This is a genomic window from Oxalobacteraceae bacterium OTU3CINTB1, from assembly GCA_024123955.1.
Classification (GTDB): Bacteria; Pseudomonadota; Gammaproteobacteria; order Burkholderiales; family Burkholderiaceae_D; genus Rugamonas.
Map to the genome: position 1 here is coordinate 5,868,769 of CP099652.1, position 13,704 is coordinate 5,882,472.

At 62.8% G+C, this 13,704-nt stretch carries 9 protein-coding genes; 3 read left to right on the forward strand and 6 right to left on the reverse strand.

Annotated elements, in window-relative coordinates:
- Nucleotides 1-748: 748 nt before the first annotated feature.
- The gene (locus NHH73_25375; GenBank protein USX25867.1) at nucleotides 749-2,392 is read left to right on the forward strand and encodes an NAD(P)/FAD-dependent oxidoreductase; all 1,644 of its coding nucleotides are present in this window, start codon (nucleotides 749-751) and stop codon (nucleotides 2,390-2,392) included.
- 428 nt (nucleotides 2,393-2,820) lie between these two features.
- Nucleotides 2,821-5,490: a TonB-dependent receptor gene (locus NHH73_25380; GenBank protein USX25868.1), complete on the forward strand. Its 2,670-nt coding sequence runs from the start codon at nucleotides 2,821-2,823 to the stop codon at nucleotides 5,488-5,490.
- Nucleotides 5,491-5,587: 97 nt separating this feature from the next.
- On the opposite strand, the gene corA is transcribed toward NHH73_25380, so the two are convergent.
- From corA to glnA, 5 genes are all read right to left on the reverse strand, one after another.
- Entirely contained in the window at nucleotides 5,588-6,556 is a 969-nt protein-coding gene (gene corA / locus NHH73_25385; protein ID USX25869.1) for a magnesium/cobalt transporter CorA, read from the reverse strand.
- Between the two features lie 159 nt (nucleotides 6,557-6,715).
- Entirely contained in the window at nucleotides 6,716-8,248 is a 1,533-nt protein-coding gene (ntrC, locus tag NHH73_25390) for a nitrogen regulation protein NR(I) (protein ID USX25870.1), read from the reverse strand.
- 69 nt (nucleotides 8,249-8,317) lie between these two features.
- Complete coding sequence (gene glnL / locus NHH73_25395) at nucleotides 8,318-9,430, reverse strand: nitrogen regulation protein NR(II) (GenBank protein USX25871.1); 1,113 nt, start codon at nucleotides 9,428-9,430, stop codon at nucleotides 8,318-8,320.
- The gene (locus tag NHH73_25400; GenBank protein ID USX25872.1) at nucleotides 9,427-9,948 is read right to left on the reverse strand and encodes a DUF4124 domain-containing protein; all 522 of its coding nucleotides are present in this window, start codon (nucleotides 9,946-9,948) and stop codon (nucleotides 9,427-9,429) included. Before NHH73_25400 ends, glnL begins: the two co-directional genes overlap by 4 nt.
- Nucleotides 9,949-10,079: 131 nt before the next feature.
- A complete protein-coding gene (glnA, locus tag NHH73_25405) occupies nucleotides 10,080-11,495 on the reverse strand; it encodes a type I glutamate--ammonia ligase (protein ID USX25873.1) in 1,416 nt (471 codons plus the stop codon).
- A gap of 314 nt (nucleotides 11,496-11,809) precedes the next feature.
- On the opposite strand from glnA, the gene NHH73_25410 reads away from it, so the two are divergent.
- The gene (locus NHH73_25410; GenBank protein ID USX25874.1) at nucleotides 11,810-12,268 is read left to right on the forward strand and encodes a rhodanese-like domain-containing protein; all 459 of its coding nucleotides are present in this window, start codon (nucleotides 11,810-11,812) and stop codon (nucleotides 12,266-12,268) included.
- 13 nt (nucleotides 12,269-12,281) lie between these two features.
- On the opposite strand, the gene NHH73_25415 is transcribed toward NHH73_25410, so the two are convergent.
- Entirely contained in the window at nucleotides 12,282-13,646 is a 1,365-nt protein-coding gene (locus NHH73_25415) for a TAXI family TRAP transporter solute-binding subunit (protein ID USX25875.1), read from the reverse strand.
- Between the last annotated feature and the right edge of the window lie 58 nt (nucleotides 13,647-13,704).

Consider the following 13,704-nt stretch of genomic DNA (forward strand, 5'->3'; position numbering starts at 1 on the left):
TCCGCTCGGAAGTAACGTTGCTCGAGGGATTTGCATCAAAACCCGCCGCCGTCAAGGAGCAACCACAGAAAATCAACGTCCGCCGCGCCATCCGCAAAACAAAGAACATTGAAACCCGGACATCGCAGAGGTCGCCGAAGCGGGATTTCAACTCCGGCCGGCGCGCCGCGTTAGGCGAACTGGAGCTTGGGCCGTAGAAAACCCGGACGCGACCCAATCTGGTGCAAGTCGTGTTTTAACAACAAACACATCCGTTGCCGGCATACAAACCATTTCTTATATGCAATATTTTGTCTTTGGCAAAGCGGCGCGCCGCCGATGAGGCGGGAGGATAAGTGCGCTCAGCCGGCCTGAGCAGGCGTACCGGCGGCAAAATTCAGACGAATAACCGACATATAAATCCGGGAATAAGAACCACGCCGATAAAACATCGCCGGAGAATAAGCGCATATTATCCGGGGCGCGGCGCAAGCGGTCGCCGATTAATAATGGTAGCGCCGCGCCGCGCTGCGGCAGGCTGAACGCGCTCAGGCCGCTGAACTTAATATTCTATAAATGCCGCCGCGACGTTTAATATTTTTCCGACGGACGATAGGCCGCATTTCAACAGGCGGGCCGGCCGGGAAAGCTGCATCCGGCCGGCAATATTGGTAAAATACGGCCTTTGACGGGCCGGACCCGGGCCGGCGGCCCGCGCGTCGGGTCCGACCGCCATGGCGCCTAGACAGCGCCCTCTCAGGAATCGATCATGCTGCGTTTAAATGAAGTCAAGCTCCCACTGAACCATGCCGAGGACGAATTGCCGGCCGCCATCCTGGCCCGCCTCGACATCCCCGCCGCCGACCTGCTCGGCTTTACCGTGTTCAAGCGCAGCTACGACGCCCGCAAGAAAACCGCGATCGTGCTGATCTACTCGCTCGACGTCGACGTCCGCGACGAGGCCGGGCTGCTCAAACGCCTCAAGCACGACACCCACCTGATGCCGTCGCCGGACACCTCATATAAGTACGTCGCCGCCGGCGAGCAGTTGGCCGGACACGACCGGAACCCGCGCCCGGTGGTCATCGGCACCGGGCCGTGCGGCCTGTTCGCCGCGCTGATCCTGGCGCAGATGGGCCTGCGGCCCATCATCCTCGAACGCGGCAAGCAGGTGCGCGAGCGCACCGTCGACACCTTCGGCTTCTGGCGCAAGCGCGAGCTGAACCCGGAGTCGAATGTGCAGTTCGGCGAAGGCGGCGCCGGCACCTTCTCGGACGGCAAACTTTACAGCCAGATCAAGGACCCGAAACACTACGGCCGCAAGGTGCTCACCGAGTTCGTCAAGGCCGGCGCGCCGGCGGAGATCATCTACGTCAGCAAGCCGCACATCGGCACCTTCCGCCTGGTCAAGATGGTCGAGCAGATGCGCGCCAACATCGAGGCCATGGGCGGCGAATACCGCTTCGGCAACAAGGTGGTCGACATCGAGATCGAGCAACTCGGTGACGGCGGCCAGGTGCGCGGTTTGACCCTCGAGAGCGGTGAAAAAATCGTCACCAACCACGTGGTGCTGGCGATCGGCCACAGCGCGCGCGACACCTTTGAAATGCTGTACGAACGCGGCGTCTACATCGAGGCCAAGCCGTTCTCGATCGGCTTCCGCGTCGAGCACCCGCAGTCGCTGATCGACACCTGCCGCTTCGGCCCCAACGCCGGCCACCCGATCCTTGGCGCGGCCGACTACAAGCTGGTGCACCACGCCTCCAACGGCCGCGCCGTCTACAGCTTCTGCATGTGCCCGGGCGGCACGGTGGTGGCGGCCGCGTCCGAACCGGGCCGCGTGGTCACCAACGGCATGAGCCAGTATTCGCGCAACGAGCGCAACGCCAATAGCGCCATCGTGGTGAGCATCTCGCCGGAAGTCGATTATCCGGGCCACCCGCTGGCCGGCATCGAATTCCAGCGCCGGCTGGAGGAAAAAGCGTTTGAATTGGGCGGGGGCACCTACAACGCCCCGGGCCAGCTGATGGGCGACTTCGTCGCCGGCCGCGCCTCGACCGCGTTCGGCGCCGTGGTGCCGTCGTACAAGCCGGGCGTGCACCTGACCGACCTGGCGCAAATCCTGCCGGAGTTCGCCGTGACGGCGCTGCGCGAAGCCTTCCCGGCGTTCGACAAGCAGGTGCGCGGCTACTTCAAGCACGACGCCGTGCTGACCGGGCTCGAGACGCGCACCTCGTCGCCGATCCGCATCAAGCGCCGCGACGACACCTTGCAAAGCCTGAACACGCGCGGCCTGTTCCCGGCCGGCGAAGGCGCCGGCTATGCCGGCGGCATCCTGTCGGCCGGCGTCGACGGCATCAAGGTGGCCGAGGCGGTGGCCTTGTCGATGGCCGCCGACAACCAGCGGCCGTAGGACGCGTGCGCCCGGCCGGCGGGCGGATGTGGATGCGGCACCCCGGTGCACAAGTCGACACGCTGTTAACTGTTACGTCATTGGCCACCATGAACGTGGTTGAATTTTTCAGCGATCCATAGCACAAAATTGCCATAACTTTTCAAAAACTTTGTATTTTTGTGTAAAAAACGCGATTTTTTATGCAAAAACCGTAGGAAGTGTTGTTTATGTCAAACTTGTTACAGACACGCAATTGACCATCGCCGCGCCAGATGGTCTCATGCCACCCTTGAATAATGTAAGCACATTATTTAACTTGTAACAATTAGCCTAGTCCAACAAGAATCCTCCCGGGAGTTGAAGCAATGATGATGGAAACTGTAATTTCGCGTTCACTGCGTTTGATGTTTGCGGGCAGTGCCGCGTTCGCGCTGGCACAACCAGCAATGGCCCAACAAGCCGACGCGCCGATCCAGCGCGTGGAAATCACCGGTTCGTCAATCAAGCGTGTTGACGCGGAAACCGCACTGCCTGTGCAAATCGTCGGCAAGGCGGAAATCGCCCGCACCGGCGCCACCAGCACCCAGGAACTGCTGCAGTCGATCGCCGCCTTCTCGTCGGCCGGCGGCACCACCAACGCCACCGGCGCCGGCACCTCGACCGGCGGCCTGTCGTCGATCTCGCTGCGCGGCCTGGGCTCGACCCGCACCCTGGTGCTGGTCAACGGCCGCCGCCTGGCAGCCTTCGCCGGCAGCGACGGCGCCTCCGTCAACGTCAACGCCATTCCGCTGGCCGCCATCGAGCGCGTCGAGATCCTGAAGGACGGCGCCTCCGGCCTGTACGGCAGCGACGCCATGGCCGGCGTGGTCAACTTCATCCTGTCCAAGCGCGTCGACGGCATCGAAATTACCGGCGGCTACGGCTCCCCGACCGAAAGCGGCGGCGGACAGAACGCCAAGACCTCGATCACCGGCGGCTACAACACCGACAAGCTGAGCATCGTCGCTTCGGCGGCGTTCGAAAAAGAAAAAGAACTGTTCGGCCGCGACCGCGACTACGCCAAATCGGCCACCCGCCTGCCGTACTACAACAGCACCGCGACCGGCCAGGGCAACATCCAGGGCGCGTTCGTGCCGGGCAAAGGTCCGAGCGACAACTACATCGACGGCGGCGCCGGTTACGGCAACCCTCTGGCCATCGGCAACAAGTGCAGCAGCATCCGCATGGTCGGCGTGACCACCGGCGGCGGCACCCCGTACTGCGCCTACGACAGCGGCCCGGACGTCGGCCTGACGCCGAAACGCGAACTGTACAACTTCACCAGCAACCTGAGCTACAAGCTCAACGAGAACCACGAGCTGTTCGCCGACCTGCTGTACTCGCAAAGCAAGATCACCCAGACCTACCAGCCATCGCCGGCCCGCTCGGACTTCTTCGAGAGCGACGGCGAATTCGCCAAGCAAGGCGTGGACACCGCGCTGCTGCTGTTCCCGTCGAACCCGGCCTACCAGTCGATCGCCGTGCCATACCTGCAAAGCCGCGGCCAGAACGCGCTGATCGGCCAGCCGCTGGCGATCACCTCGCGCGTATTCGACTACGGTCCGCGCCAGAACGTCGACACCGCCAAGCAATCGCGCGTGGTGATGGGCGCCAAGGGCAACGTGGGCTTCGGCGACTATGAAATCGCCTACAACCACAACGAATCGAAGCTGGAAAGCGCGGTCACCACCGGCTACTTCTCGCAAGTGGCCTACGCCAAGATCATCAACGGCAGCAGCTGGAATCCGTGGGCCGAAGGCGGCGTGCAGAGCGGCGCCCTGGCCGACCAGCTCAAAGGCGCGACCTTCAGCGGCACGTTCCTGAACGCCAAGTCGACCAGCGACGCCATCGACGCCAAACTGAGCGGCGAAGTGCCGACCATCGCCGGCATCACCCCGCTGTACTCGGTGGGCCTGCAGTCGCGCCAGGAAAAATACATCACCGACCCGAGCGCCGCCTACCAGTCCGGCGACATCTCCGGCCTGGGTGGTTCGGTCGTGCCGATCAACCGCAAGCGCAAGGTCAACTCGGCCTTCGCCGAACTGAGCATCCCTGTGCTCAAGTCGGTGGAAGTGAACCTGTCCGGCCGCGACGACAAGTATGACGACGTCGGCAACACCTTCAACTGGAAGAGCAACGTACGTTGGCAACCGGTCAAGCAGCTGGTGCTGCGTGCCTCCTATGGCACCGGCTTCCGCGCGCCGTCGCTGGTCGACCTGTGGACCCCGCAAACCCTGGGCACGTCCGAGCAGTTCACCGATCCGGTCACCGGAGAAACCGGCCGCCAGGTCAATTCGCTCACCGGCGGCAACCCGAACCTGAAGCCTGAGGAGTCGAAGCAGTACTCGTTCGGCGCCGTATGGCAGCCGGCCAGCACCACCAGCATCGGTGTCGACTTCTTCAACATCAAGATCACCGACATCCTGGCCACGCCGTCGGCCCAGGAAGTGGTATCGCGCTTCCGCGCCGGCGACCCGGCCTACGCCGGCCTGGTGACCCTGCGCGGCAACAACATCGCCAGCATTCGCCAGACCCTGGCCAATACCGGCGACGCCACCGTGCAAGGCCTGGACGTGTTCGGTAACTGGAAGGACAACTTCAGCTTCGGTAAGCTGGAAGTCAACCTGAACGGCACCTACATGGACAAGTTCGACCAGACCAGCCCTGGCGGCCAGGTGTCGCATAAGGTCGGCACCATCGTCGACTCGACCGGCACCCCGGTGATCGGCGCCCAGAACGGCGGCGTGATCCTGAACTGGAAACACCAGCTGTCGGCGACCTGGAGCCAGGGCCCATGGGCAACCACCCTGATCCAGAACTACCGCGACGGCTACGAAGTCGGCCACGACCTGAACGACAATCCGGTGCACATCCGCTCGGAAGCGATCTACGACGCCAATGTGACCTACAAAGGCTTCAAGAACGTGACCCTGGCGCTGGGCGTGAAGAACATGTTCGACAAGCAGCCAGATCCGATCGGCTCGCCGGTGACGAACCAGTTCCAGGCCGGCTACGACATCAACCAGTACGATCCACGCGGACGCTTTGTCTACGTGACCGCCGGCTACAAGTTCTAATCAGCCAGGCGTAAGAAAGCCCACCCTGCGTGCGTGTGACGGCCAAGGCCGCCACATCGCCGCAGGGTGGGCTTTTTTTGCCCCCCGCCTCCGGCCGCTACAGCCAGCCGGAGCGCTTGAAGCGCCGGTACAGCCCCAGGCACACCAGAACCATGATCGAGATCGCCATCGGATAGCCGTACTTCCACTCCAGCTCGGGCATGTACTTGAAATTCATGCCCCACAGGCCGGCAAACGCGGTGACGATGGCGAAGATCGCCGCCCATGCCGCCAGCCGCTTGTTCACTTCGCTTTCCTCGATCGCCGTCATCGACAGGTTGACCTGGATCGCGGTGCCGATGGTGTCGCGGATCGACTCGAGCGAGGCGGTGATGCGGTGCAAATGGTCGTGCACGTCGCGGAAGTATTCCTGGGTGTCCATGCACATCGACGGCACCCGGCCGCCATGCAACCGTCCGACCGCCTCCATCAGCGGGGCGACCACGTGGCGCACCGTCGTCACCTTGCTTTTGAGCTCGTACAAGCGCTCGATGTTGTCGCGCTGCTTGCCCTGGCTGAAGATCAACTCCTCGATTTTTTCCAGTTCCGTTTCCAGCATGTCGAGCACCGGGAAGTAGCGGTCGACCACCGCATCCATCAGCGCGTACAGCACGAACGCCGGGCCCAGGCGCAGCATGTGCGGCTCCTTCTCGGCGCGCGCGCGCACGCCCAGGAAGCCCTGCTGGCTTTCGGCGTCGCGCGACGACAGGATATAGTTCTGGCCGACGAACATGTCGACCTCGCCGATGGCCACGTCGCCGTCGCGGCACTCGATGGTCTTGACCACCACGAACAGCGAATCGCCGTATTCCTCGATCTTCGGGCGCTGGTGGCCGCGGCTGGCGTCCTCGACGGCCAGTTCGTGCAGGCCGAACTCGTGCTGCATCGTTTTCAGTTCGTCGGGTTCGGCGTCGCGCAGCGCGACCCAGACGAACGTCTCCGGCCGCTCCATGTAATCGCTGATTTCCTCGACCGGGATATCCGCCAGCTTCTGGCCGTCCTGATAGGCCACACAATTAATCAACATACAGTTTCCATAAAAAAAAAGCCCTTGGCTTTGTCAGCCAAGAGCTTACCTTAAACAACCCGGGGTCAGGTCCACCAATGCTACACGGCCCCATCCCTAATGCGCGCTTACAGACCCGTTCGTGTAGAAATGGTGGACCTGACCCCGGAGTTGCTTCGCTTAATCGTCCTTGGCGCCGTCGATGCCCAGTTCGGCGATCTTGCGGGTGATGGTGTTGCGGCCGATGCCGAGCCTGACGGCGGCGTCGTTCTTGCGGCCGTGCGTGTGCTTGAGCGCCGTGCGGATCAGCGCCGATTCGAATTGCCGTCCCAGCACCGCCATCACTTCCTGCTGCCCGCCGCTGAGCATCGAGGCGGCCTGCACTTCCAACAGGCTGAGCCAGGCGTCGGGAGAACCCGCCGATCCATTGGCGCCGCCCGCTTCCGCCGTCGCCACCGGCACCACCGTGCCGTGGTGCTGGATCGCGCCGTAACTTTCCGACGGCGCCGCCAGGCCCGCGCCGGTGCCGGTGCTTAACGCCGCCGCGCCTCCGCCGGCTTGCTCCTGCGTCAGCTCCAGCGGCAAATCCTTGACTTCGACCGTCTGCCCCGGCGCCATCACCGTGATCCAGTTGCACAGGTTTTCCAGCTGACGCACATTGCCCGGCAGGTCCAGGCTGCTGAGGAACTGCACCGTGGCGTCGCTCATGCGCTTGGCTTCCACGCCCAGCTGCTTGGCGCTTTGCACCAGGAAGTGGCGCACCAAAATAGGGATATCCTCGCGCCGCTCCCTCAAACTGGGCAAACGCAAGCGAATCACATTCAGGCGGTGATACAAATCCTCGCGGAACAATCCTTCGCGCACCCGCTGCTCCAGATTTTGGTGCGTCGCGGTGATCACGCGTACGTTGGCCTTGAGCGGCTGATGCCCGCCGACCCGGTAGAAGTGCCCGTCCGACAGCACCCGCAACAAGCGCGTTTGCAGGTCGAACGGCATGTCGCCGATCTCGTCGAGGAACAGGGTGCCGTTTTCGGCCTGCTCGAAGCGGCCGCGCCGCGTCGTTTGCGCGCCGGTGAAGGCGCCGCGCTCGTGGCCGAACAGTTCGGACTCGAGCAAATCCTTGGGAATCGCCGCCGTGTTGAGCGCGATGAACGGCTGCTGCGCGCGCGGGCTGTGCTTGTGCAGCGCGCGCGCCACCAGCTCCTTGCCCGAGCCCGATTCGCCGGTGATCAGCACCGTCACGTTCGACTGCGACAGGCGGCCAATGGCGCGGAACACTTCCTGCATCGCCGGCGCCTGGCCGAGGATTTCCGGCGTCTCCGACGGCCCCGATTCGACGCTGGTCTCGCGCAGGCTCTCGTCGAGCGCGCGGCGGATCAGCTCGACGGCCTTGTCGATGTCGAACGGCTTGGCCAGGTATTCGAAGGCGCCGCCCTGGAACGCGGCGACGGCCGAGTCCAGGTCCGAGAAGGCGGTGATGATGATGACCGGCAGCCCCGGAAAGCGCGATTTGACCAGTTGCAGCAGGTCGAGGCCGGAGTCGCCCGGCATGCGGATGTCGGACACCAGCACCTGCGGCGTCTCGAACTCGAGCGCGGCGATGGCGTCGCGCGCGTTGGCAAAACTCTTGGTGGCCAGGTTTTCCCGCGCCAGCGCTTTTTCCAGTACCCAGCGGATCGATTCGTCGTCGTCTACTATCCAGATTGGCTTCATGTGTTTGTGTTATCCCGCAATATGGATCGTCAATCAAGGGACTCGGCACCCGCCCCTGCTTGCCTCGGCTTATGGCAACGGCAGCAGGATACGGAAATCCGTATATCCAGGCCGGCTCTCGCACTCGATCACGCCCATGTGCTGCTGCACGAAGGTCTGCGCCAAGGTCAGCCCGAGGCCGCTGCCGCCTTCCCTGCCCGACACCAGCGGGTAGAAAATACGGTCGCGGATCTGGGGTGCGATGCCCGGTCCATTGTCAATGATATGCAAGTCTAATGCCAGCCCGTAGCGGACCTTGGCCAGGGTCACTTGACGGGCCACGCGGGTCTTCAAAACGATCTGCGCGCCGCCCGCTTCGATTTGTGAAGCGAGCGCTTGCGCGGCGTTGTGGGCGATGTTGAGCACCGTCTGGATCAGTTGCTCCTTGTCGCCCCGGAACTCGGGGATGGAGGCGTCGTAGTCGCGCAGGATCGTCAGGCCGGACGGGAATTCGGCCAGCATCAGGCTGCGCACGCGCTCGAGCACTTCGTGGATGTTGACGTCGCCGACGATGTGCGGCCGGCGGTGCGGCGCCAGCAGGCGGTCGACCAGCGTTTGCAGGCGGTCGGCCTCCTTGATGATCACTTGCGTGTATTCGCGCAGTTGCACCGCGTGCAGCGCCGGCAGTTCCATCTCCAGCAGCTGGGCGGCGCCACGGATGCCGCCCAGCGGATTTTTGATCTCGTGCGCCAGGTTGCGGATCAGCTCCTTGTTGACCTGGCTCTGGTCGAGGATGCGTTCCTCGCGGTCGAGCTTGAGATGCTGCAGGTGCTCGCGCAGTTCGATCAGGATGTGGTCGACCGGATCGTCGAGCGCCGAGACGATGCTGTGCACGTGCAGCGGATCGCGCCCGGCCCGCTCCAGGGTCAAGTCCTGGCGCAGGTCGGAGAACTTGTGCTCGCGCGCCTGGGCGCAGATGTGGTCGAGCTCCTCGGGGTTGAGGAACTGCGCGGTCAGCTTCTGGCGCGACAGCGCCTTCAGCGAACTTTCCAGCAGGTTCTCGGCGGCCGCGTTGGCGTAGGCGATGTGCCCCTCGCCGTCGAGCAGCACCACGGCCGAGGCCAGCAGTTCGAGGCCGGCCAAGGCCGGTGGACGGTTCATGGCGGCCACGGCGCGGGCGGCGATATTACTTACAATGCTCATCTGATATTCGCGATCTCACGTTTCAAGGCGTCGACATTCTTTTCCGAGCGGCTGATGCTGTCACGCATGGCGGCCACCCGTTCCTGGTATTTGGCGTAGTTGCGTTCGTCGCCGCGCCGTTCCGGCTCGCCGCCGTTGAACTCCTTGCGCAACGCCGTCAGCTTCTGCGTTTCGTTCTTCAGTTCGTCTTCCAGTATCGCGCGGCGGTCGGCGTCGCGCGCGCGCTGCTCGGCGCTGTCGACGCGGGGAAAGTCGCCCGGCGTGGCAGTTGGCGGCGTCGGCGCCGCTCCCGCCGCGCGCGCCGGCGCGCCCTGCCGCTTGGCCGGCGCCGGGATCGCCAGGCCCGGCAAGTCCATCGCTTTGCAATAGTTACCGCGATAAACGTCGGTGTATTCGGTGCTGCCGTTTGGGGGCGTGCATTTGTAGATCACGCCCTGCGCCCGCGCGGCGCCGCCGGCGGCCAGCGCCAGCGCTAACAGCGCGCCAACATTGGCGTAACCGCATCGTTTGAAACTCATTGTCATTCGTAATCCGTGGGTGGAACGCTCCATCCTGAATATACAACATCCAAACAAAAACGCGGGGAAAGCCATGGCTCGCCCCGCGTTTTTTGCTTCACCACAAGCACCGGCAAGCCGATGCGTTGCAATTACAGCGAGTAGTACATGTCGAACTCGGCTGGGTGGGTCGTCATGCGCATGCGCTGGACGTCCTGCATTTTCAGTTCGATGTAAGCGTCGATCATCGAATCGCTGAACACGCCGCCACGGGTCAGGAACTCGCGGTCTTTGTTCAGGTTGTCCAGTGCCTCTTCCAGCGACGAGCACACGGTCGGGATCAGCGCGTCTTCTTCCGGCGGCAGGTGGTACAGATCTTTCGATGCCGCTTCGCCCGGATGGATCTTGTTGGCGATACCGTCCAGACCGGCCATCAGCAGCGCGGCGAAGCACAGGTACACGTTGGCCAGTGGATCAGGGAAACGGGTTTCGATGCGGCGGCCTTTTGGATTGGCCACGTGTGGAATACGGATCGAAGCCGAACGGTTTTTAGCCGAGTAGGCCAGCTTCACCGGCGCCTCGAAGCCTGGCACCAGACGCTTGTACGAGTTGGTGCCCGGGTTGGTGATCGCGTTGAGCGCCTTGGCGTGCTTGATGATGCCGCCGATGTAGTACAGCGCGGTGTCCGACAGGCCGGCATAGCCGTCGCCGGCGAACAGGTTGACGCCGTCCTTCCAGATCGACTGGTGCACGTGCATGCCAGAACCGTTGTCGCCAACGATAGGTTTCGGCATGAAGGTGGCGGTTTTGCCATAGCTGTGGGCCACGTTCCAGACCACGTATTTCAGGTTCTGGGTCCAGTCGGCGCGCTCGACCAGGGTCGAGAACTTGGTGCCGATTTCGTTCTGGCCGGCGCCGGCCACTTCGTGGTGGTGCACTTCGACCGGGATGCCCAGCGATTCGAGGATCAGGCACATTTCCGAACGCATGTCCTGGAAGCTGTCGACCGGTGGGACCGGGAAGTAGCCGCCCTTGACGGTAGGACGATGGCCGCTGTTGCCGCCTTCGAGCTTCTCGCCGGTGGTCCACGACGCTTCGTCGGAATCGATCTTGACGAAGCAGCCCGACATGTCGATCTTCCAGCGCACGCTGTCGAAGATGAAGAATTCCGGCTCAGGGCCGAAGTAGGCGGTGTCGCCCATGCCCGACGATTTCAGGTAGGCTTCGGCGCGCTTGGCGATCGAGCGCGGGTCGCGGTCGTAGCCCTTGCCGTCGGCCGGCTCGATGACGTCGCACTGCATGAACAGCGTGGTCTCTTCCATGAATGGATCGATGTTCGCGGTGTTTGGATCTGGCAGCAGTATCATGTCCGATGCTTCAATGCCCTTCCAGCCGGCGATCGAGGAACCGTCGAATGCGTGACCCGATTCGAACTTGTCCATGTCGAAGTGCGACACGGGCACGGTGACGTGCTGTTCTTTACCACGGGTATCGGCGAAACGGAAATCAACGAATTTGACTTCGTTTTCCTGGACCATTTTCAAGACTTCTGCGGCTGTCATTGCCATGCGTATCTCCTAAAGGAATGTGTATAACTGGTGCGCTCTCTATAAGCAGTATCTATGCCAGCCTGAAACTCATAAGGATATGTTCATAGCGTCTTGGAACTCGCCGACAAAAGGGACTAAAACGGGGCGAAGCACCAAAATGCCACTATTTACACCGGGTCAATGCAGCACCAACTTGGTGCAAATCCAAGAAATCGCACCGTCATAGTGCAACTTTCGTTTTTCACGGAAAATTGCACGGCTTTGGTGCGCCATTGTCTCCGGCATGCATAGGACGCCTATAATAAACTCAATCTTATTTGGAGGGACATCCCATGAGCAAAATAGACGAGATCCTGGCCGTGGCCCGTGGACGCAGCAAGGACTGGCCGTATGCCGGAGCGGTCACGCCGGAGGAGGCTTACGAGCTGATCGGCGCCGACAACGCCGTCAAGATCGTGGATGTGCGCACCAATGCCGAGCGCGACTGGGTCGGCCGGGTCGCCATTCCGGAAGCCCAACATGGTGCGGTGCAGTGGAGTATTTATCCGGGCGGCATCGCCAACCACGAATTCATCGAGCAATTGAACTCGGTGGCGCGCAAGGATCAGGTGCTGTTGTTCCTGTGCCGCTCGGGCGTGCGCTCGCGTGGTGCGGCCAAGCTGGCCACCGAGCACGGCTACCAGCATTGCTACGACATCCTGGAAGGCTTCGAGGGCGACAAGGACGAGCACAGCCACCGCAAGAATATCGGCGGCTGGTGCAAGGCCGGCCTGCCGTGGACCGGCGCGTAACTTTGTAAATGATTTAAACGGGCACCGCCTGCGTCGCCGCCGGCGTGCCCTCCCCCATCAAAAACTGTATCCGCTTGCGCACGAACTGGATGTGGCTGCGCAAGCCGTACAAGCCATCGGCAAACGACAACGGAATCGAGATCTGGTTGACCAGCTCCTCGATCTCGTCGAGCCGCTTGAGCTGCGCCTCGTACACCTGCATCCGCGACGCCTCCGGCGCGCTCTCGACCTGCTGCTCCACCGTGCGCAACTGCCCGTACCAGCGATACACGCGCGAGCGGATGCGCCACACGTACAGCGGCGGAATAATCCGCGACAGCGGAATGATCAAGGCGCTCAGCGCCAGCACCACCACCCACATGCGGTCGAAGAAATTGGCCAGCCAGAACGTCATGTAGCGCTGCAGCAGCGGCGGGCCGTTCTTGTAGAACTTGGCCGCCTCTGCATCCACGGGAATCTCGCTGTACTTGGCCGACGGGAACTGTCCCTGCTGCTGGAACCAGCCGGCGCCGTTGTGGATGCCGCTGGCCGCCTGCACGAACAAATCGACCAGCGCCGGATGAAGGTCGTCGCGCGCCACCAGGGTGGCGGTCGGCGCGATGAGGTTGTAATTCTCCTTGGGAATATCGCGGCCCAGGTCGACGATCCCCTGCGGCAGCACCACGTGCGTGAGGAACGGCAGCTTGCGCGCGTAAGCCTCGGCCTGGCTGAAGTTGAACAGCTTGATGCCCGGCGTTTGCAGCAGCATCTGGATCAGCGGCGCTTCGGGCGCCGAGGTAAACACCAGGCCATCGATGCGCCCTTCCAGCAGCTCCACCGTTGCCGGAGTGTTGGCCAGCGAGTAGCGCTCGACGTCTTCCTTCTCCAGGCCGTTGAGCGACAGCACCTGGCGGAACAGGCGCGGCGCACCGGCGCCCTTGGGGCCGAAGTTGATCTTCTTGCCTTTTAACTGGCTGAGCTGGGTGATCGGCGGCTGGCCCTTGGTTTCGCGCAGGAACAGCCACAGCGGCTCGACGAACAGGCTGCCCAGCGACGACAAGCCTTCGCGTTCGGCCGCTTCCTCGTTGGTGGAGCCGCTTTGGACGAAGGCGATGTCGACTTCGCCGGCGCGCAGGCGGCGCAGGTTTTCGCCGGAGCCGGCCGAGGGGACCAGCGTGACCTTGACGCCGTGCTTGGCGAGGGCGGCGGCGTATTTCTTGCCGAATTCCTCGTAGGCGCTGTTTTCCTGGCCGGTGGCCAGGCGCACGCTGCGCGGAGGCGCCGGATCGACCAGCCAGTAGGCCAGGAAGCAAACACCGACGATCAACGCGATGGTGGGGGCCGAGGCGACAAACAAGTCCCGCACCGAGAATTGCGTGAACTTGAGGATTTTGGACATGTGATGGCGCATTGGTTTCATGGGCTGATACCATGCCAACAAATGAGCAATTATGCAA

Coding starts and splice junctions, on each gene's coding strand:
- glnA (USX25873.1), bottom strand. CDS start 11,495: ATGGCAATGACAGCCGCAGAAGTCTTGAAAATGGTCCAGGAAAACGAA.
- NHH73_25415 (USX25875.1), bottom strand. CDS start 13,646: ATGTCCAAAATCCTCAAGTTCACGCAATTCTCGGTGCGGGACTTGTTT.
- NHH73_25410 (USX25874.1), top strand. CDS start 11,810: ATGAGCAAAATAGACGAGATCCTGGCCGTGGCCCGTGGACGCAGCAAG.
- corA (USX25869.1), bottom strand. CDS start 6,556: ATGTTGATTAATTGTGTGGCCTATCAGGACGGCCAGAAGCTGGCGGAT.
- NHH73_25400 (USX25872.1), bottom strand. CDS start 9,948: ATGAGTTTCAAACGATGCGGTTACGCCAATGTTGGCGCGCTGTTAGCG.
- glnL (USX25871.1), bottom strand. CDS start 9,430: ATGAGCATTGTAAGTAATATCGCCGCCCGCGCCGTGGCCGCCATGAAC.
- ntrC (USX25870.1), bottom strand. CDS start 8,248: ATGAAGCCAATCTGGATAGTAGACGACGACGAATCGATCCGCTGGGTA.
- NHH73_25375 (USX25867.1), top strand. CDS start 749: ATGCTGCGTTTAAATGAAGTCAAGCTCCCACTGAACCATGCCGAGGAC.
- NHH73_25380 (USX25868.1), top strand. CDS start 2,821: ATGGCCCAACAAGCCGACGCGCCGATCCAGCGCGTGGAAATCACCGGT.